This window comes from Telluria sp. RT2P19 (assembly GCF_059685725.1).
In genome coordinates, this window is sequence record NZ_JCASIL010000006.1 from 180,061 (window position 1) to 199,609 (window position 19,549).

Genomic DNA, 19,549 nt, shown 5'->3' on the forward strand with positions numbered 1-19,549 from the left:
GAACGCGCCGCCGTGCCTTACAGCGCCGCGATCGACTGCTCCGCCAACGCCATCAGCTTCGCGCAATTGCTGTTACGCGCCGCGAAATCCTTCCACGCCGTGTTACGCGCGACCGACTGCCAGCCGCGCAGCGCCTCCGGATTGAGGTCGACCACGCGCGCGCCGACGCCGCGATAGACCGACACCACCGCCGCATCGTCGACGCGCGCCATCTTCATCGCGAACTGCTCCAGGTCGGCGCCGACCTTGACGATGGCGTCCTGCTGGGCTTTGGAGAGGCGCTCGAACACGGTGCGCGACATGAGCAGCGGCTCGAACATGAACCAGTACGAACCGCCGCGCGCCGTGGTCAGCGAGCGCGCCGTCTCTTGCAGGCGGAACGAGATCAGGGACGTGGACGACGTCAGCGCCGCGTCCAGCGCGCCGCTGCGCATGGCGCTGTGGATTTCGTTGGACGGCAGGCTGACGACGGTCGCGCCGGCATCCTGCAGCAGCATATCCATCTCGCGCGAGCCGCCGCGCACCTTCAAGCCGCGCACGTCCTCGGGCGTGACGATCGGGTCGCCGCGCGAGGCGACGCCGCCAGCCTGCCAGATCCAGCTGACGATGACCAGTCCCTGTTCGCCCAGGATGCGCGTCAGTTCGCGCCCGACCGGGGCGTTCTTCCAGCCATAGCCCTGTTCGTAGGACGTGACCAGTGCCGGCATCAGGCCGATATTCGCCTCCGGCGCTTCGGTGCCCGCATACGACAGCGGCACCAGGGCCATATCGAGCGAGCCGCTGCGCAGCGCGCCGAACTGGGCGTTCGGCTGCATCAGGGTCGAACCGGGATGGATGGAAAACTTCAGGCCGCCGCGCGTGCGCTTCTCGACCTCGGCCGCGAACATGCGGCACAGGCGGTCGCGGAAGTCGCCGCGGGCGATGTTGCCGCCGGGGAACTGGTGCGAGATATTGAGATTGTTCGGCTGCGCCCAGGCGGACTGCATCCATAGCGGACTGGTCGCGAGCGCGCCCAGCATTGCCCTGCGGGTCGTGAACGACCTGTTATCTACCGACATATACATCCTCCAAGATGTTTTAACGGACTACCGTATGAATCGTGGCTCACCTCGTCTATGCGGGCGCCATCGTTCACATTGGCGTGTACAAGAATATTCCTGCTACACAGCGTGTCAAGCGAAATATTGCAGCTATGACAAAGGCATACACATGCCACTGCCGCAGTATTACGCAGCCCGGCGGGACCGGCCTTGATCCACCCTGGAGAAAATTCGGGTCAACGCGACTTGTCGGAGATGGCCTGGCTGGCCGCACGCCAGCGCGCGGCGACGAAAATGGCCGCCGCTGCGGCAGACCATGCCAGGGTCGGGCCCCAGGTCGCGGCCAGGCTGTCGCCGCGCATCAGGTCGATCGCGGACAGCAGCAGGAACATGGTGCCGGCGGCCAGCAGATACTGGCCGATCCAATGCAGGTAGGGTTGTGACGCTGGACGCATGGAGACGACTCCTTTCAACGACGGTCGAGATAACGGCGCAGGATGCCGGCCAGCGCGAGCGGCTGGTCGATCATCAGGAAGTGGCGCGACGGCGCGATCGGGACCACCTCGACCGAGGGGATTCCTTCGACCAGCATCCGGTAGTGCTCGACCTTGTCGTTCACCGTCAGCGCATCCTGAGCCGCATCGTACTGGTAAAACGGGGCCACGACCAGCACCGGGGCGCTGATTTTCGCCAGGCCCGGGCGCAGGTCGAGCGCCAGCAGGTCGGCCACGTAGGCGCCGACCGCCTCGCGGTCACTGCGCAGCAGCAGCGGCGTGATGTCGTCGGCCTTGCCGATATCGAGTACGCCCTGGCCGCGCATGTACTGGCGCTGCTCGGCGGCGTAGGCGGCCGGCCGGCTGGCCGCCATCCGCGTGCGCACGTTGATCGCGGCCTGCGGACGCTGCTGCGGCGGCATGTTCTCGGTACCGGGGAAGACCGGCAAGCCGTCCAGCGCGACCACGCCGCCGATGGTGCTGCCGAGGTCCTGGGCCACCGCGTAGGCCAGCGTGCCGCCCAGGCTGTGGCCGACGATCACCGGCTTGTCGAGACTGCGCTGGGCGATCAATCCGCGCAGGGCGGCGCGCGCACCCTCGAACGGCGCGCCCGCGGGCGCCGGCCGGCCGTCGAAGCCGGGCAGGGTGACCACGTACAGCGTGAATTCGTCCTTGAACTGGCGGATCACTTCTTGCCACACCCACGGGCCGCTGGCAAGACCTGGCACCAGGATCACGGGCCGGCCGCGGCTGCCGTGGCGCTCGACCAGCAGCGTGCCGGATTCGAAGCGTTCGGCGGGCTCGATGGTGGCGGCGAAGCGGTTGGCGACTGGCGCAGGCTGGGCCGGGGGCTGGGCCTGGGCTGGCGCGGTCGAAGCAGCGCCGGCGGCCAGTGCGGCCAGCGCGAACAGCAGGGAGGTGTGTTTCATGCGGTTTCCTGATCGGGTGAGAAGATGGCTTCGACCGGCAGGCCGAACAACCGTGAGATGGCGAAGGCGAGCGGCAGGCTGGGGTCGTAGCGGCCGGTCTCGATCGCATTGATGGTCTGGCGCGAGACGTCGAGGCGCTCGGCCAGCTCGGCCTGGCTCCATCCGAGTTCGGCGCGCAGTGCGCGGATGCGGTTCTTCATCGCTGGCGCAGCGCCCGCACCACGCTCACCACGGCGGTGGTCGCGCCAAGCACCATCCACACGGCGAACATCGACAGGCGCGGATAGCCGGCGGTCTCGAGGAAACCGTAGCTGAAGGTCAGTCCGGCGGTGAGGGCGGCGGCCAGCGCGAACGATTCGAGCAGATGGCGGCGCAGGTATTCGTCGACCCGGTTCAGGTGGCGCGCGATCGCCCACAGCATCAGGCAAAAGCCGAGCATCGGCGACAGCAGGGCCAGGGTGCGCAGCAGCCCGTCGTCCATCGGGCGGCCGTAGCGGATCGTCCCCACCAGCAAGGCCGCGTACACGGCAAGCGACACGCCCAATTCGCGCAGATATGCCTTGCCGACCCGCTTCTCATGGGTAGTCGACTTCATGTGCAGCCCCCGTCATGTGGTAAAGGATGCTTTACATCGTAGGCCGCTCCCGACGCCATGTCAAGCATCCTTTACATGGTCGCCACGGGCCCAAACTCGACTACAATGCGGGTCCTTCCATCCCCGCATCGCGTCCTGTCATGAATCTGTCCATCCAAACTCCACAGCGCGTCGCCGTGATCGGCGGCGGCCCTGCCGGGCTGATGGCGGCCGAGGTGCTGGCGGCTGGCGGCGTGCAGGTCGACGTCTACGACGCGATGGCGAGCGTCGGCCGCAAATTCCTGTTGGCCGGGAAGGGCGGGATGAACATTACGCACTCCGAACCGTACCCCGACTTCGTGCGGCGCTACGGCGCACGGCGCGAGGAAGTGGCGCGCTGGCTGGCCGGGTTCGACGCCGACGCGGTGCGCGCCTGGATTCACGGCCTCGGCATCGAGACCTTCGTCGGCAGTTCGGGCCGCGTGTTCCCACTGGAGATGAAGGCGGCGCCGCTGCTGCGCGCCTGGTTGCATCGCTTGCGCGAGGCCGGGGTACGCTTCCATATGCGCCACCGCTGGGTCGGCTGGCAGGATGGCTTGCTGCGCCTTTCGACGCCGGACGGCGAATGCCTGGTCAAGGCCGACGCCACGATCCTCGCGCTCGGTGGCGCCAGCTGGGCAAGGCTCGGTTCGGACGGCGCCTGGGTTCCCTTGCTGGCCGATCGCGGCGTCGCAGTCACCCCGCTGGTCCCCGCCAACTGCGGTTTCGACACCGGCTGGAGCGAGCATTTCAGCAGCCGCCACGCCGGCGCGCCGCTGCTCACGGTCGCCGCTGGCTATCAGGACCAGGATGGCCAGATCGCCTGGCGCAAGGGCCAGTTCGTGATCACGCAGGCAGGCGTGGAGGGCAGCCTGGTGTATGCGCTGTCGGCGCAGCTGCGCGACGCGATTTCGCGCGACGGCAGCGCCACGCTCTGGCTCGACCTTGCGCCCGACCACGACGCCGGGCGCGTGTTCGACGAAGTGACGCGGCCGCGCGGTTCACGCTCGATGTCGAGTCACCTGCAAAGCCGGCTGGGGATCAAGGGCGTCAAGGCCGCTTTGCTGCACGAATGCCTGTCGCGCGACGCGTATGCGGATCCCGCGCGCCTGGCGCAAGCCGTCAAGCGCCTGCCGCTCACGCTGCTGCGCACCCGGCCGATCGACGAGGCGATCAGCAGCGCCGGCGGCGTGCGCTTCGGCGCCCTGGCGGACCGGGCCAGCATGCTGGCCGCGCTGCCGGGCACGTTCGTGGCGGGCGAGATGGTCGATTGGGAAGCGCCGACGGGTGGCTACCTGCTGACGGCGTGTTTCGCCAGTGGCCGCGCCGCCGGGCGCGACGTGCTGGCCTGGCTGGCGAGCGCAGGCGATCGCGCCTGAAGCGCCGGGATGCTTCCTTCGCGCTGGCGTTCACCCGCGGCTTGGGAGAACCATGCCGGTACAGGCATCATGCGAGCGGGTGCGGGCCGGCAAGCGCGAAGTCCGGCGCCTCGGCAAAACGCATGACCGGCCGATGCAATACGTGAATCGTGACGCGGTGTGACATTCGGTGAGCCATGGGGCCGGGCGAGGGGATAATATGGGCCTTTTGTCGCCTGGCCCTCCATGAAACCCCTCCGTGTACTGACACTGGCTGCGCTGCTCGCGTTCATCAACACTGCCGCATCGGCCGCCATGTACTGCGCGGAACCATGCAACACCCTGGTCCGCGACGCGCACCTGCTCGAGGGACAAGGCAAGTACCAGGAGGCGATGGACAAATACACGGCTGCGCAGAAGGCCGATCCGAAGGCTTCGCTGCCGCTGTCCCTGCAGGCCGGGTTGCTGTTCAAGCTGTCCAGCACGGCCCCGAAGGACCGGGCCGGGCAGGTGCGCGACATGGCGCGCGACCTGGCCGAGCGCGCGAGCGCGCTCGCTGCCGACGACCCGATCGCGCACGAAGTCCTGCGCATGCTGGACGACGAGGGCCTGTCGCCCCTGCATACGCCCAACCCCAGGGCCGACAAGCTGCTGTCCGAAGGCGCAGCCTTGTTCACGCAGCGCAAGCCGAAGGAAGCGCTGGCCAGGTACGAGGCGGCGATGGAGGCCGACCCGAAGGCGTCGATGGCCTGGGTCGGCGCCGCCGACTGCTACTTCGTGCAGGGCGACTGGGCGCGGGCAGAGACGCTGTTCCGGCGCGCGACCGAGATCGAGCCGGACAATGCGCAGGCATGGCGCTTCCTGTCCGACGCGCTGCTCGCGCAACGCCGGCGCGCGCCGGCCGAAGCGGCCTTGTATGCGTCGATCGCGGCCGATCCTTCGCAACGCCCGAGCTGGGGCAAGCTGGCCAGGCTGCGCGCCGCCGCCGGCCTGCCGCTCAAGGCGCTCGCGTTCAAGCGTGGCGTGCGCGTGGTGCAGGGCGCGGACGGCAAGTACACGATCAATGTCGACAAGACGACCGCCGACATGAGCAAGACGCCGAACCAGGCGATCCGGCTGGCGCTTGCAATGGGCGAAGTCAATGCGCGCAAGACCGATACGGCAAAAGCGGGGTCGCCCTATGAAATCGAGCTGGCGTCATGGCGCATGGCCCTGAAAGTCATGGACGAAGTCGCCGCAGCCGGGGGCGAGGCGGTCACCGATCCCGCCTTGCTGCAAATGCAGGCGCTGGCGAAGGACGGGCAGCTGGAAGCGGCGATCCTGCTGCTCATGTTCCGCCAACGGTATCGCCCGGCGCTGGAAACCTGGCTGGCCGCCAATCCGGGCGGCGTGAAAGGCTTCATCGATCGCTACGGCCTGCAACCCTGACGTACCCGGGCGAAGCGAACGGCCGCGCGTGCCGGCTTTCGGTATAGTGCGGCCATGCCTTCACCCGACAAGTATCCCACTACCCCGGATGGACGTTATTTCGTCGTCTCGGGCCGGCTCTGGCGGACCAGCAATCCCGACCTGGCGCCGGACACGCGCCAGCGACTGGTCGACCAGCTCATGCAGGCACGCCGCGAAGTCGCCGCCGCCCTGAAGGCACGCGATGGGGCAGCCGAGCGGGCCGCGCGCGCGTCGGTCGACCAGGCCAAGCGCGCATTGGGTGAACGCGGTCCCGTGTGGTGGACCGACGGCGCGCCGGACCTCAACCGCAGGATGGTGGCCAACACGCCGTATGCAAACTGGTTCGCGGCGCTGTCGCAATGAGCGTCAGTCGCTGACCTTGCCCCGCAGGGCCTTGGTCCGGCCGCTGCGCGCCTTTGCATCCAGGCGCCGCAGCTGCGATCCGCGTGTCGGCCGGGTGGGGCGGCGCGTGACGGGCACGATCGAGGCCTTGTCGACCAGTTCCTGCAGCCGGCGCAGCGCGTCTTCCTTGTTCTGTTCGAGGCTGCGCGACTGCTGCGCTTTCAATACGAGTACGCCGTCCTGGGTAATGCGGGCATCATTCGAGGCCAGCAGGCGTTCCTTGACGTGCTGCGGCAACGAAGACGCCGCGATGTCGAACCGCGCATGCACGGCGCACGAGACCTTGTTGACGTTCTGCCCACCCGGACCCTGGGCGCGGATGGCGCTGAACTCGACTTCGATGGGATTGATGACTGCCATGCCACCATTGTAAACCGGCCCGCGTCCTGCACGAAACGCGAAGATATTAGACAATAGAGGGTTCCGCTTTATCTTCATGGACTTCACATGACCACTTCAGCAACATTGTCCGGCGCACGACGCGCCGATATCAATCTGCGGCCCTTCGGTGTCGCAAGCGTTCTCATCGTGCTGGGCTCCTGGTACCTGGCGCAGGTCGTCGGCCCGCGCCAGGCGGCACTCTACGTGGTCGGTGCGCTGCTCGGCGTCGCCCTGTACCACGCGGCCTTCGGCTTTACCTCGGCCTGGCGCGTCTTCATCGCCGACGGCCGCGGCGCCGGCCTGCGCGCGCAGATGCTGATGCTGGCCGTCGGCGTGGCGCTGTTCTTCCCGGCGCTCGCCAGCGGCACGCTGTTCGGCAACCCCGTGACCGGCCTGGTGCAGCCGGCCGGCACCTCGGTCATCGTCGGCGCCTTCATCTTCGGCATCGGCATGCAGCTGGGCGGCGGTTGCGCTTCCGGCACCTTGTACACGGTCGGCGGCGGCAGCACGCGCATGATCCTCACCCTGCTCTTTTTCATCGTCGGCTCGCTTATCGGCACCGCCCACATGCCGTTCTGGACGTCGATGCCGCAACTGCAGCCGCTGTCGGCGGTCAAGGAGCTCGGCCTGGCGCCGGCCCTGGGGCTGAACTGGATCGTGTTCGCGCTGATTGCCGCGCTCACCGTCGTCGTCGAGAAGCGCCGCCACGGCCGGCTGGTCGCGGCACATGTGCAGCCCAGGAGCGGTTCGCGCTGGCTGCATGGCCCGTGGCCGCTGGTGGCTGGCGCGCTGGCGCTGGTCGTACTCAACTTCGCGACGCTGGCCCTGTCGGGGCGTCCGTGGGGCGTGACCTCGGCGTTCGCGCTGTGGGGCGCCAAGGCGGCAGCCGTGATCGGCGTCGATACGGCAAGCTGGGCCTACTGGTCGACCAAGGCCAACGCCGCCGCGCTGGCGGCGCCGATCTCGCACGACGTGACTTCGGTGATGGATATCGGCATCGTGCTCGGGGCGATGCTGGCGGCGGCGCTGGCCGGGCGCTATGCCCCTGTATGGAAGCTGCCACTGCGCTCGCTGATCGCGGCGATCGTTGGCGGCCTGCTGCTCGGCTATGGCGCGCGGCTGGCCTACGGCTGCAATATCGGCGCCTACTTCAGCGGCATCATCTCGGGCAGCCTGCACGGCTGGCTGTGGCTGGTGGCGGCCTTTGTCGGCAATGTGGTCGGTACGCGCCTGCGTCCGTTCTTCGGCCTGGAAGTCGAACGGGTGAGGCCGACTTCCTGCTGAGGGAGCGCCTGGTTCGCGCGCGAAAGCGGCGGCCAGCCACACGCGCGCGTGCGAGGTGGCCTGGCCTACCGTCGCACCAGCGCGACTGGCACGCCGGAGCGCACCGTGTTGTGTATTTCGGCCACTGCGTCGGTTTCGCGCAGCAGCTGCGCTACTGCCGAATTCGAGGCGGGCGAGGATACGGTTGCCCGGTAGGTGATATGCGTGGCGGCCAGGCCAATGCCTGGAAACTCGGCGCTTGCCTCGACTTCGACGCCGTCGATCGGTATGGCGAGACGTTCGGCTTCGCGATACAGATCATTGCAGTAGCAGGTTGCCAACGCGAGCATGAGAAACTCGCCACCATTGACGGCGGAGCCTTTGCCCACGCTCTTTGGCGGCACACTCAAGGCCTGGGCCGAGTTGCCGGTCCGAACGATGACGTCGTGTCCGGTAGCGGTATTCGTGACAATCGCCGTGATCCGCATGGGTCCTCCGTGGCGTCTCGCGCCGCCTGGTGCAGGAATGGCGCCAGGCAGGGGCCATGAGAGCATGATTCCCGCCGTCGCGGCGCCGCGGTAGCCGCTGGCGCGGTGCGAATCCGCTTACTCGTGATAGCTCACGCTCCCGCTGCCCGACCGGCTGGCGCTGCGCTCGGCCGGATTGCCATACACCTCGACATCGCCGCTGCCGCTGAGCGCTACCTTTACCTTGCTGCGCGCCTGCACCGCGCTATCTCCCGAGCCGCTCTGGCTGACCGTGACTTCCTCGGCGCGCAGGTGCTCGGCATCGAGGTGGCCCGAACCGGTGGTGCTGGCGTCGAGTTCCTGCGCGCTGCCGACCACGGTGATGCGGCCCGATCCCATCAGGCGCGTCTCGACCCGCTCCATGGCGGCGCCGCCGTTCATATCCAGGTCGCCGCTGCCGCTCACGCCCACCTTGGCGTTACGGAAGCGGCCATTGAAGCGCACGCTGCCCGAGCCGTTCAGCTGCACCTCGATCTCGTCGCCCGAGAAGCCATTGATGCTGCTGTCACCGCTGCCGTCGATCCGAATCGCGGTCAAGACCGGCAGGGTCAGGTCGACCACCAGCGGTTCGCGGTGGCGCAGCACCATGCCGCGGATGCCGATATGCAGCACCTTGCCGTCGCCCGATACTTCGACATTGCCCAGCATGCGCTGCTCGCCACTGACCTGCAGCGAAGGCGTGGCGCCATAGCGCAGGTTCAGGTCGATGGGGCCGTCGAGTTCGACCATCTCGACGCCGGCCGGCACGCTTCGCGTGTCCTGCGCCACGGCGCGTCGTTCGGTCATGCTGGTGGTGCCGTTGGCGCGCAGCATGCTGTAGCTCAGCGCGACCAGCACGGCGGCCAGTACCAGCAGGGCGAATCCGACTCTCATCAATGCGTGCATGTCCTTATCCCTTCAGCAGCGACAGGTTCATGTTGACGTAGCGGCGGATGCCCTGCAGCGTGTACTTGGTGAGCACGATGGACAGCAGGAACAGCGCGATGCCGCCCAGGACCAGCGCGCAGCCGAAGGCCACCTGGGTCGTGCGCGAACCCGGATCCATCTCGGTCGTGATCTGGATCTTGCGCTCGGCCACCGCCTCGGCGCCGCGCAGGACGCGCGATCCGCCGTCGCTGCCCACGTCGGGATCGGTCTCGTCGGCGCCCGGAGCGGGTTCGTCGAAGACCTGGATGCCATTCGAACCGATGGTGACCCGGGTCTGCGATTCGACCGGCTCGCCATCGCTGCTGATCACCATGCGGGTCAGCGGCGCGCTCAGGACCAGTTCATTGGAGCCGGCCAGCCCGCTCGCGGTCACCGCGATGCCCGACACATAGACCCCGAAGGCCGACAGGTACAGCGACATCAGGAGCGAGGCGAACACCGCCGCCGGGATCAGCATGAACAGGTTGAAGATCAACAGGCCGACGCCCGACACGATCGTCCGGGCGACGTTGCTCGGTGGTTTCTTGTCCTTCAGGTCGGCCAGGTGGGCGCTGGTGCGCAGGGTCACCGCGACCTGGCGCGGGTCGCCCAGTTCGGCGGCCACGTCATGCTCCATGCGGCCGCAGGCCGTGCCGTCGACGAAGCGCTGCTCGTACCAGGCCAGGGTCCTGGCCTGGGTCTCAGGCGGCAGGCCCATCAGGGCCCGCTTGAGCGCGTCGAGGTATTCCAGCTTGCCCATATGTGCCGTGCCTCGCCTAGTAGCGGCCGATGGCCGGGATGGAGCCGATCGCCATTGCGGTTGCATGCGCCGAGCCGCCGATCAGCTCTGGCTTGACCAGCACCAGGGTGCTCGCGGCCACGATGGCGAGGATGGCGACGGCGTGCAGGCCGAGACGGGGTTTCATGATCGTTTCCACAAGACTTGTTTTGATGGTGCTACCTTACGGATTGGCCGGGCGCCGCGCCATCGGTGTGCGACAGGCTGCGCTTTTCGCGGGGCAGGGCGCCATAGGCGCGGATGGCTGTCGCCGCCGCCTGGCCGCTGCGCACCGCCGTTTCCAGCGTGGCCGGATAGTCGCTGGCGGTGTAATCGCCGGCCAGCACCAGCCCCGGTAACGGCGTGATATTGCCAGGACGTACCAATTCAGGCGTGCAACTGAAGGTTGCCCGTTTCTCGGTGATCAGCTGGGTCCAGGCGGGCGAAGCCAGTTCCGGCCGTTCGAAATCCTGGGCCAGTTGGGTGGCAAGCGCGGCCGCGAGCTCCTCGCGCGGCAGGTCCGCCGCGTCGCCCGCGGCGCTGACCACCACTGCCAGCAAGCCGTCCTGGGTTGGATCGAGCCGCGCGCGGTCGAACACGAACTGGCCCCAGCGCTTGGTTTCCGGGTCGTCCAGCAAGGCGTAAAACGGCAGCGCGAGGCGGGTGCCGGGCGCGTACTGCAGATAGCAGGTAGCGATCGGTTCGTGGGTCAAGCCGTCCAGCTGGCCGGCCAGCGCCGCCGTATCCGGCAAGGTCGCCAGCAGCGCCGCGCTGACCGGCGCCGGCGTGGCCAGCACGACGGCGTCGAAACGTTCAGGCGGCGCATCGCCGCCGGTTTTTACCAGCCAGCCGTCATGGTCGCGCGCCAACCCCGCAACCTTCACGCCCAGGCGCACGGCATGCCCCTGGCGCTCGAGCCAGGCGCCGGCCGGTTCCGGGAACAGCGCGCCCATCGTCAGGCGTGGCAGCAACATGTCGGAGGCGGCGCGCCGGCCGGCGCCCAGGCTGTCGCGCAGCACCGCCAGGAAGACGTTGGCGGACGCGCGCTCGGGCGGCGTGTTCAGGGCGGCCATGCATAGCGGGCGCCAGAGCAGGCGCACCAGGCGCCCGGTCTGGTCGAAGCGTTCCAGCAGTTCGGTCACCGTGCAGTCGTCGTTCAGCTGCCAGCCCATCCAGCGTCCTGCGCTGTTGAAGCGGGCCAGGGCCAGCTTGTCGGCGCGCGCCAGTCCCTTGGCGCGCAGCAGGGCAAGCGCCAGGTGCAGCGGGGCTGGCAGGCGCGGGGCAGCGAAATCCATGCCGTCACCGCCGTCCGGGTAGCGCATCTGCACCGGCAGGCGCAGGAAAGCGGTTTTCTCGTCGACGCCGACGCGCTGCATCAAGCGCAGCGATTCGCGGTAGGCGCCCAGCAGGATGTGCTGGCCGTTGTCGAGGGCCAGCCCGCGCACCTCGACCCCGCGCGCGCGCCCGCCCAGCATGCGGGCGGCTTCGAACAGGGTGACCCGGCAGCCCTGGCGCGCCAGTTCGACGGCCGCCGCGCAGCCGGCCCAGCCACCGCCGGCAACCGCGACCCGCAGGCCCGGTTCAGGTGCGGACATAGGTCTTCCACGCCAACCACAGCTTGCGCAGCGGCGTGAGGGAGATGCGCTGGTTGAGCACGTGGAAGCCGTCACGCTGGATCTCGTCCAGCAGGGTGCGGTAGATGGCGGCCATCATCAGTCCCGGACGCTGGGCGCGCCGGTCTTCCTTCGGCAGCAGGGCCAGGGCTTCGTCGTAGATGGCTTGGGCGCGCTCGGCCTGGAACCGCATCAGCGCCTCGAATTTCTCGCTGTGCTGGAGCTTGAGCAGGTCGTTGGCGGTGACGCCGAACTGCTGCAGCTCATTCACCGGCAGGTAGATGCGGCCCTTGCGCGCGTCGTCGCCGACATCGCGGATGATGTTTGTCAGCTGGAACGCCAGGCCCAGTTTCTCGGCATAGGCCAGCGTCTGCGGATTGGTATAGCCGAAGATGCTGGCCGACAGGATGCCGACCACGCCCGCCACATGCCAGCAGTAGCGCTGCAGGCCGGGATAGTCGAGGTAGCGGCTCTGGTCGAGGTCCATCTCCATGCCGTCGACGATCGCCAGCAGGTGCTTTTCTTCGAGCTTGTAGGCGGCGATGTGCGGCTGCAGGGCCAGCATCACCGGGTGGGTCGGGGCGCCGCCATACATCTTCGACACCTCGGTGCGCCACCAGGCCAGCTTGATGCGCGCCACCGAGCCGTCGGTGGCCTCGTCGACGGTGTCATCGACTTCGCGGCAGAAAGCATACAGCGCCGTGATCGCGCGCCGGCGTTCGGGCGGGAGGAACAGGAAGCTGTAATAGAAACTGGAGCCGCTTTGGACGGTCTTTTGCTGGCAGTATTCGTCTGGAGACATGAAATCGTCGTGAAATGCTGGTCGGGGCGCGCCTGAACCGGGTGGCGGCGCGCGGTCAATCCGCTATCTTAGCCGATGAGGGTGAACTTATGGCGCAATCCGCCGCGATGGCGGCATGGGACCCGGATGCCGGGTCACATGCGCAAGGCGCCCCAGCCCACCAGAAACCAGTCCGGCGCCGACAGCACCGGCCGGCGCCGGAACACGTCGTAGCCGGCATGCTCGATGCGCTCGAGGATGCGCAGTCCACCCTGGACGATCATGCGCAGCTCCCAGCCGATACGGCCCGGCAGGCGCTTGGCCAGCGGGGCGCCCGACAGCATCAGGGCGCGGGTGCGTTCGACCTCGAAGCGCATCAGGGCCTGGAACGGCGCATCGACCGTGCCGGCGCGCAGGGCCGCCTCGGTCACCTTGAAGCGGGCCAGGTCTTCCAAAGGAATGTAGATACGGCCCTTCTCGAGGTCGATGGCCACATCCTGCAAAAAATTCGTCAACTGCAGCGCACTGCAGATGGCGTCCGATTCGCGCAGGTTGACCTCGTCGTCGGCCTGGTACAGCGCCAGCATCAGGCGCCCGACCGGGTCGGCCGAACGGCGACAATAGTCGAGCAGGCTCGCATAATCGCCGTAACGCTGGGTGACGACGTCCTGCTTGAATGCGGAGAGCAGGTCACGCATCGGGTCCAGCCGCAGGCGGTACTGGGCCACGACGCCGGCCAGCCGGGCAAACATGGGGTTCGACGAGGTCGCGCCGACAGCGATCTGGTCCAGTTCGCGTTCGTAGGCGGCGAGGCCGGCCAGCCGCTCTTCGGGCGTGGCGACGCCTTCGTCGGCCAGGTCGTCGGCGCTGCGTGCGAAGGCATAGATCGCTTCGACCGCCGGTACCAGGCGGCGCGGCAGCAGGATCGAAGCAACGGGGAAGTTTTCGTAGTGGTCTACGGCCATATTGGACGGATGACTCTAAAGTCGTCTGAATTGTCTGTTTGCATGATTATAATTGCTGGATTACAAACTGGCGCTATCCATTCAGCCAGCTCCGGCGCGAGACGCCGTTAGATTAGTCAAAGGACTGCCATCGTGTTTGACCGAATTCCTTCCAGCACCCTGCGTCTGGCCGTGCTGGCGCCGCTCGCAGCCGCGGTGCTCGTCGCCTGTTCCAAACCCGCGCCCCCGCAACCAGACGTACGTCCGGTGCGCGTGGTGACCCTGGCGACGGATACGGCCGGCGAGCGCCTGGAATTCTCGGGCGACGTGCGTCCGCGCTATGAGTCGCAACTGGGCTTCCGGGTCGGCGGCAAGATCGTCGAGCGCAAGGTCGACGTCGGGGCGACCGTCAAGCGCGGCGATGTATTGATGCGGCTCGACCCGCAAGACCTGCGGCTGGCCGAGAGCCAGGCGCGCGCCACGCTGCGCGCCGCCGAGACCGAGCGCGACCTGGCCCAGGCCGACTACAAGCGCCACGTCGACCTGCGCAAGCAGAATTTCGTGAGCCAGGCGGTGCTCGACACCAAGCAGAGCGCCTTGAAGGCGGCGCAAGCCAATGTCGACGCCGCCCGCGCCGGCCTGCGCGGCCAGTCGAACCAGTCCAACTACACGAGCCTCGCGGCCGACGCCGACGGCGTGGTGACCGCCATCGAGGCCGAAGTGGGGCAGGTGGTGCAGCCCGGCACGCCGGTGGTCCGGGTGGCGCGCACGGTCGAGAAGGAAGTGGTGATCGGCATCCCCGAAGACAAGGTCGGGCAGCTGCGTGCAGCCGGTGGCGTGACCGTGCGCCTGTGGGCCAACGAAGCCGTGGCGATCCCCGGCAAGATCCGCGAAGTCTCGCCGGTGGCCGATCCGGCCACACGCACCTATACCGTCAAGGTCGCGCTGCCCGAGAACGCCGAGGCGCGCCTGGGGATGACCGCGACGGTCGAACTGGCCACCGGCGGCGAAGGCGCGGCCGGCCTGCGCCTGCCGCTCACCGCCCTGGTCCAGAACAAGGGCGCCAGCGCAGTCTGGATCGTCGAGAACGGCGCCGTCACGCTGGTGCCGGTGCAGGTGGTCGGCCAGGTGCGCAATGACGTGCTGGTGACCGGGAAGGTGGCCGCCGGCCAGAACGTCGTCACCGCCGGCGTCAACCTGCTCAGGAACGGCCAGAAGGTGCGGATCCTGACCGCCGACGTCTCGCGCCGCGCGGACACCGAGGCGCAGGTGGCGGGCGAGGGCCGCAAATGAAAGGTTTCAACCTGTCGCGCTGGGCGCTGGAGCACATCCCGCTCACGCGCTTCCTGATCGCCGCCTGCATGCTGTTCGGCATCCTCAGCTACTTCGAACTCGGCCAGGACGAGGATCCACCATTCACCTTCCGCGCGATGGTGGTACGCGCCGTGTGGCCGGGCGCGACGGCGCTGCAGATGGCCGAGCAGGTGACCGATCCGCTCGAACGCAAGCTGCAGGAGACGCCTTATATCCACACCATCCGCAGTTTTTCCAAGCCGGGCGAGACCACCATCATCCTCGAGCTGCGCGAGTCGACGCCGCCGAGCGAGACGCCGGGCGCCTGGTACCAGGTGCGCAAGAAGATCGGGGACATCGCCGGCACCCTGCCGCAGGGCGTGATCGGTCCGTTCTTCAACGACGAATTCGGCGATACCTACGGCTCGATCTTCGCGCTGTCCGGCGACGGCTTCACGTATGCCGAGATGCGCGACTACGCCGACTTCGTGCGCCAGCAACTGCTGCGGGTGCCGCTGGTGGCCAAGGTCGAGCAGTTCGGGGTACAGAACGAAAAAGTCTATATCGAGTTCTCGAGCAAGAAATTCGCCCAGCTGGGCGTGCCGTTCGAGCAGATCGTCAACCAGATCGCCACGCAAAACCAGGTCGAGGCCAGCGGCATGCTGGTGACGCCGACCGACAACCTGCAAGTGCGCGTCACCGGGGCCCTGCGCACGCTGCGGCAAATCGAAGACCTGCAGTTGCGCGCCGGCGGCACCACCTTCCGCCTGGGAGACTTCGCGACAGTCAAACGCGGCTACCAGGATCCGCCGGCCGAGAAGATGCGCTTCAACGGCAAGGAAGTGATCGGCCTGGGCGTGTCGATGGAAAAAGGCGGCAATATCATCACCATGGGCGAGGGCCTCACGGCGACGCTCGACCGCATCCGTTCCCAGCTCCCGGTCGGCATCGAGCTCGAACGCGTGGCCGACCAGCCGCAGGCCGTGACGGCCTCGGTCGGCGAATTCGTCAAGGTGCTGATCGAGGCGGTCGTGATCGTGCTGGCGGTATCCTTCCTGGCCCTGGGCCTGCACACCAAGCCGACCTGGCGGGTGGACGTGTACCCGGGCCTGGTGGTGGCGCTGTCGATCCCGCTGGTGCTGGCGATTACCTTCCTGTTCATGCGCATGCTGGATATCTCGCTGCACAAGATTTCGCTGGGCGCCCTGATCATCGCCCTTGGCCTGCTGGTCGACGACGCCATCATCGCCGTCGAGATGATGGTACGCAAGATGGAAGAGGGCCTGTCGCGCTTCGAGGCCGCCACCTTCGCCTATACCTCGACCGCGATGCCGATGCTGACCGGGACCCTGATCACGGCCGCCGGCTTCCTGCCGATCGGCCTGGCCGAATCGGCGGCCGGCGAATATACCTTCACGATGTTCTCGGTGAACGGGCTGGCGCTCTTGATCTCGTGGGTGGTGGCGGTGACGTTTACGCCGTATATCGGCTTCCTGCTGTTGAAGGTCAAGCCGCACGCGGCCAAGGATGGACAAGGCGGCGGCCACGACGTATTCGATTCGCCCGGCTACCAGCGCTTCCGGCGCCTGGTGAACCGCTGTGTCGAATGGCGCAAGACGACCGTCGCCCTGAGCCTGGGCGTGTTCGCGCTGGGCGTGTTCGGCTTCAATTTCATCGAAAAGCAGTTCTTCCCGGACTCTAGTCGCCCCGAGCTGATGGTCGAGATGTGGTCGCCCGAAGGCACCAGTTTCGCCGCCAACGAGGCGGTCGTGAAGCGCTTCGAGGCGTTTCTCGCCAGGCAGGAGGGCGTGCAAAGCGTGACGAGCTATGTCGGCACCGGCAGCCCGCGTTTCTACCTGCCGCTGGACCAGATCTTTCCTCAGTCGAACGTCTCGCAGCTGGTGGTGCTGCCGGTCGACACACAGGCGCGCGAGCGCCTGCGCCTGAAGATCGTCGAGGTCTTCAAGACCGACTTCCCCGAGGTGCGCGGCCGCGTGAAGATGCTGCCGAACGGGCCGCCGGTGCCGTATCCGGTGCAGTTCCAGGTGCTGGGCCCGGACATCGGCGTGGTGCGCACCATCGCCGACCAGGTCAAGGAAGTGATGGCCGCCAATCCGAACACGCTGGGCGTGAACGACAACTGGAACGAGTCGGTCAAGGTGCTGCGCCTGGACCTCGACCAGGACAAGCTGCGCGCGCTGGGCGTGACCTCGCAGGCCGTGCGGCGGGTGGTCAATACCACGCTGACCGGCACCGCGATCGGCCAGTTCCGGGAGTCGAACCGCCTGATCGACATGGTGGTGCGCCAACCGGTCGAAGAACGTTCGACCATCACGCGGTTGTCGGAGGCCCTGGTGCCGACCGCCGGCGGACGCGCCGTCACCATCGGCCAGGTCGCGCGCGTGCAGTTCGTATGGGAGCCCGGCGTCGTCTGGCGCGAGGGCCGCGAGTGGGCGATCATGGTGCAGTCCGATGTCGTCGAAGGCATCCAGGGGCCGACCGTGACCGACCAGGTGAATGGCAGGCTGGCCGATATCCGGGCCAGGCTGCCGGCCGGCTACCGCGTGGCGGTGGAGGGCGCCGCGGCCGACAGTAGCGAAGCGGAGGCCTCGATCATGGCCAATGTCCCGCTGGTGCTGTTCATCACGTTTACCTTGCTGATGCTGCAGCTGCACAGCTTCTCGCGTTCGCTGCTGGTATTTCTCACCGGGCCGCTGGGCGTGGCCGGGGCGGCGATGGCGCTGCTGATCCTGGATCGTCCGTTCGGCTTCGTCGCCAACCTGGGTGTAATCGCCTTGTTCGGGATGATCATCCGCAATTCGGTGATCCTGGTGGACCAGATCGAGCATGACATCGCCAATGGCAGCCAGCCATGGGACGCGATCGTGGAATCGGCGGTGCGGCGTTGCCGACCGATCCTGTTGACGGCGGCCGCGGCGGCGCTGGCCATGATTCCGCTATCGCGCTCGACGTTCTGGGGGCCGATGGCGGTGGCGATCATGGGTGGCTTGATCGTGGCGACGGCGTTGACCTTGTTGTTCTTGCCGGCGCTCTATGCGCTGTGGTTCCGCGTAAAGAAACCGGATGCATAAGGAAGGCGGCCGCGCCGCCTTCCTTATGGATGAGCCGGCATCTTCATTGCGCCAGACCGCGCACCGCTAAAAATGATGCCCAATAGTGTCAGAAATTCCAGTAAAATAATCGTTTGAAGTTGTAGCCCCTAAACATTGGAGTGCAGGGCGGCCGGTTTCACTGTCGGTCGTCCTTTGTTTTTGTGGCAATTATGCAATCCTGAGCGAGGATGGCGAAATTGGTAGACGCACCAGGTTTAGGTCCTGACGCCAGCAATGGTGTGGGGGTTCGAGTCCCCCTCCTCGCACCACGAATAATTATTTTTTTGGACGATTTTTACAATGGCAACTGCAGTCGAAACCCTGGGTAAACTCGAGCGTCGCTTGACGATCTCTTTTCCGGTCGCTGACGTCCGTACCGAAGTCGAAAAGCGCCTGAAACAGCAGGCCAAGACGGCCCGCGCGCCGGGCTTCCGTCCAGGCAAAGTGCCTCTGAAGATGGTCGCTGCCCAGTACGGCTACCAGATCGAAACCGATGTGCTGAACGACAAGGTCGGCCGCGCTTTCAACGAAGCGGCCGTCGAGAACGAACTGCGCGTTGCCGGTTTCCCGAAAATCGAACCGAAGCAAGATGCACCTGAAGGCACCCTGTCCTTCGACGCCACCTTCGAAGTGTATCCAGAAGTCGTGATCGGCGACCTGGCGGCGGTCGAAGTCGAAACCGTCGGCACCGACGTCAGCGACGTCGAGATCGACAAGACCATCGACATCCTGCGCAAGCAGCGCGTGCACTACCACACCAAGGGTGAGGCAGGCGAGCACGGCACCGGCGGCGACGCCGTGGCTGCCGATGGCGACCGCGTGACCGTCGACTTCGTCGGCACCCTGGACGGCGTCGAATTCGCTGGCGGCAAGGCCGAAGACTACGCCTTCGTACTCGGCGAAGGCCGCATGCTGCCAGAGTTCGAGGCAGCGACCGTCGGCCTGAAGGTCGGCGAAAGCAAGACCTTCCCACTGGCTTTCCCAGAGGACTACCATGGCAAGGACGTGGCCGGCAAGACCGCCGAGTTCACCATCACCCTGAAGGCCCTCGAGTGGGCGCACCTGCCGGAAGTCGACGCTGAATTCGCCCAGTCGCTGGGCATCGAAGACGGCTCGATCGACAAGATGCGTGAAGACATCAAGGTCAACCTGGAACGCGAAGTGCGCGCCCGTGTCAAAGCACGTAACAAGGAAGCCGTGATGGACGCCCTGGTCAAGTCGACCGAACTGGACGTGCCGCAAGTCATGATCGAGCAGGATTCGGAGCGTCTGGCCGAAATGACCCGCCAGGACATGGCGCAGCGCGGCATGGACGTGTCCAAGCTGCCATTCCCGGCCGAGATGTTCAAGGACAAGGCAGAGCGCCGCGTGCGCCTGGGCCTGATCCTGTCGCAACTGGTCGCCGACAACAACCTGCAAGCTACCCAAGAGCAGGTGAAGGCCCAGATCGAAGACTTCTCGCAAAGCTACGAAGACCCGAAAGAAGTGCTCAAGTACTATTTCAGCGACCGTCGTCGCCTGGGTGAGGTCGAAGCTCTTGTATTGGAAGAAAACGTCGTCAACTATGTACTCGGCAAGGCGAAAGTGTCGACCAAGACCATCGCTTTCGATGAACTGATGGGCAGTGTCCCACAGGCCTAAAGAATCGAACTTGCCGGCCTGCGT

At 66.8% G+C, this 19,549-nt stretch carries 20 protein-coding genes and 1 tRNA gene; 8 read left to right on the forward strand and 13 right to left on the reverse strand.

All coding sequences use genetic code 11. The features are described from left to right. Positions 1 to 17: 17 nt before the first annotated feature. The 5 genes from dctP to AC56KW_RS10290 all read right to left on the reverse strand — a co-directional run bounded on the left by dctP (position 18) and on the right by AC56KW_RS10290 (position 3,058). Positions 18 to 1,058, reverse strand: a complete 1,041-nt coding sequence (dctP, locus tag AC56KW_RS10270) for a TRAP transporter substrate-binding protein DctP (protein WP_497170631.1) — start codon at positions 1,056 to 1,058, stop codon at positions 18 to 20. Between the two features lie 218 nt (positions 1,059 to 1,276). Next, positions 1,277 to 1,495, reverse strand: a complete 219-nt coding sequence (locus AC56KW_RS10275; protein ID WP_497170632.1) for a hypothetical protein — start codon at positions 1,493 to 1,495, stop codon at positions 1,277 to 1,279. 14 nt (positions 1,496 to 1,509) lie between these two features. Further along, positions 1,510 to 2,463: an alpha/beta fold hydrolase gene (locus AC56KW_RS10280; protein WP_497170633.1), complete on the reverse strand. Its 954-nt coding sequence runs from the start codon at positions 2,461 to 2,463 to the stop codon at positions 1,510 to 1,512. After that, the gene (locus tag AC56KW_RS10285) at positions 2,460 to 2,663 is read right to left on the reverse strand and encodes a helix-turn-helix transcriptional regulator (RefSeq protein WP_497170634.1); all 204 of its coding nucleotides are present in this window, start codon (positions 2,661 to 2,663) and stop codon (positions 2,460 to 2,462) included. The genes AC56KW_RS10280 and AC56KW_RS10285 overlap by 4 nt, the downstream gene beginning before the upstream one ends. Continuing rightward, positions 2,660 to 3,058, reverse strand: a complete 399-nt coding sequence (locus AC56KW_RS10290) for a hypothetical protein (protein WP_497170635.1) — start codon at positions 3,056 to 3,058, stop codon at positions 2,660 to 2,662. The genes AC56KW_RS10285 and AC56KW_RS10290 overlap by 4 nt, the downstream gene beginning before the upstream one ends. A gap of 140 nt (positions 3,059 to 3,198) precedes the next feature. Between AC56KW_RS10290 and AC56KW_RS10295 the strand changes: the two genes are divergently transcribed. From AC56KW_RS10295 to AC56KW_RS10305, 3 genes are all read left to right on the forward strand, one after another. Further along, positions 3,199 to 4,455, forward strand: coding sequence for a TIGR03862 family flavoprotein (locus AC56KW_RS10295; RefSeq protein WP_497170636.1), 1,257 nt, complete (start codon positions 3,199 to 3,201; stop codon positions 4,453 to 4,455). Positions 4,456 to 4,680: 225 nt separating this feature from the next. Beyond that, positions 4,681 to 5,862, forward strand: a complete 1,182-nt coding sequence (locus tag AC56KW_RS10300; protein WP_497170637.1) for a tetratricopeptide repeat protein — start codon at positions 4,681 to 4,683, stop codon at positions 5,860 to 5,862. A gap of 54 nt (positions 5,863 to 5,916) precedes the next feature. Next, positions 5,917 to 6,246 carry a hypothetical protein gene (locus AC56KW_RS10305; protein WP_497170638.1) on the forward strand — a complete coding sequence of 110 codons (330 nt, stop codon included), beginning with the start codon at positions 5,917 to 5,919 and terminating at the stop codon, positions 6,244 to 6,246. 3 nt (positions 6,247 to 6,249) lie between these two features. Here the strand turns inward: AC56KW_RS10305 and arfB are convergent, their stop codons facing one another. Beyond that, positions 6,250 to 6,645 carry an alternative ribosome rescue aminoacyl-tRNA hydrolase ArfB gene (gene arfB / locus AC56KW_RS10310; RefSeq protein ID WP_497170639.1) on the reverse strand — a complete coding sequence of 132 codons (396 nt, stop codon included), beginning with the start codon at positions 6,643 to 6,645 and terminating at the stop codon, positions 6,250 to 6,252. 87 nt (positions 6,646 to 6,732) lie between these two features. Between arfB and AC56KW_RS10315 the strand changes: the two genes are divergently transcribed. After that, entirely contained in the window at positions 6,733 to 7,950 is a 1,218-nt protein-coding gene (locus tag AC56KW_RS10315) for a YeeE/YedE family protein (RefSeq protein WP_497170640.1), read from the forward strand. Between the two features lie 65 nt (positions 7,951 to 8,015). On the opposite strand, the gene AC56KW_RS10320 is transcribed toward AC56KW_RS10315, so the two are convergent. The 7 genes from AC56KW_RS10320 to hpnC all read right to left on the reverse strand — a co-directional run bounded on the left by AC56KW_RS10320 (position 8,016) and on the right by hpnC (position 13,499). Then, complete coding sequence (locus tag AC56KW_RS10320) at positions 8,016 to 8,417, reverse strand: OsmC family protein (RefSeq protein ID WP_497170641.1); 402 nt, start codon at positions 8,415 to 8,417, stop codon at positions 8,016 to 8,018. Positions 8,418 to 8,534: 117 nt separating this feature from the next. Next, positions 8,535 to 9,329, reverse strand: coding sequence for a head GIN domain-containing protein (locus tag AC56KW_RS10325; RefSeq protein ID WP_497170642.1), 795 nt, complete (start codon positions 9,327 to 9,329; stop codon positions 8,535 to 8,537). Positions 9,330 to 9,345: 16 nt separating this feature from the next. Further along, positions 9,346 to 10,122 carry a DUF1700 domain-containing protein gene (locus tag AC56KW_RS10330; protein WP_497170643.1) on the reverse strand — a complete coding sequence of 259 codons (777 nt, stop codon included), beginning with the start codon at positions 10,120 to 10,122 and terminating at the stop codon, positions 9,346 to 9,348. Positions 10,123 to 10,138: 16 nt separating this feature from the next. After that, the gene (locus tag AC56KW_RS10335; RefSeq protein ID WP_497170644.1) at positions 10,139 to 10,288 is read right to left on the reverse strand and encodes a hypothetical protein; all 150 of its coding nucleotides are present in this window, start codon (positions 10,286 to 10,288) and stop codon (positions 10,139 to 10,141) included. A gap of 31 nt (positions 10,289 to 10,319) precedes the next feature. Beyond that, positions 10,320 to 11,735 (reverse strand): hydroxysqualene dehydroxylase HpnE, encoded by a 1,416-nt coding sequence (gene hpnE / locus AC56KW_RS10340; RefSeq protein WP_497170645.1) that lies wholly within the window; start codon positions 11,733 to 11,735, stop codon positions 10,320 to 10,322. Further along, positions 11,722 to 12,555, reverse strand: a complete 834-nt coding sequence (gene hpnD / locus AC56KW_RS10345; RefSeq protein ID WP_497170646.1) for a presqualene diphosphate synthase HpnD — start codon at positions 12,553 to 12,555, stop codon at positions 11,722 to 11,724. Before hpnD ends, hpnE begins: the two co-directional genes overlap by 14 nt. A gap of 134 nt (positions 12,556 to 12,689) precedes the next feature. After that, positions 12,690 to 13,499, reverse strand: coding sequence for a squalene synthase HpnC (hpnC, locus tag AC56KW_RS10350; RefSeq protein WP_497170647.1), 810 nt, complete (start codon positions 13,497 to 13,499; stop codon positions 12,690 to 12,692). Between the two features lie 132 nt (positions 13,500 to 13,631). Between hpnC and AC56KW_RS10355 the strand changes: the two genes are divergently transcribed. The 4 genes from AC56KW_RS10355 (at position 13,632) to tig (ending at position 19,525) form a co-directional block, all read left to right on the forward strand. Then, on the forward strand, positions 13,632 to 14,771 hold the full coding sequence (locus AC56KW_RS10355) for an efflux RND transporter periplasmic adaptor subunit (RefSeq protein WP_497170648.1): 1,140 nt from the start codon (positions 13,632 to 13,634) through the stop codon (positions 14,769 to 14,771). After that, positions 14,768 to 17,863: an efflux RND transporter permease subunit gene (locus AC56KW_RS10360; protein WP_497170649.1), complete on the forward strand. Its 3,096-nt coding sequence runs from the start codon at positions 14,768 to 14,770 to the stop codon at positions 17,861 to 17,863. Before AC56KW_RS10355 ends, AC56KW_RS10360 begins: the two co-directional genes overlap by 4 nt. Before the next feature lie 203 nt (positions 17,864 to 18,066). Further along, positions 18,067 to 18,153: transfer RNA gene (locus tag AC56KW_RS10365), tRNA-Leu, on the forward strand. Between the two features lie 31 nt (positions 18,154 to 18,184). Further along, entirely contained in the window at positions 18,185 to 19,525 is a 1,341-nt protein-coding gene (tig, locus tag AC56KW_RS10370; protein ID WP_497170650.1) for a trigger factor, read from the forward strand. The last annotated feature ends 24 nt before the right edge of the window (positions 19,526 to 19,549 follow it).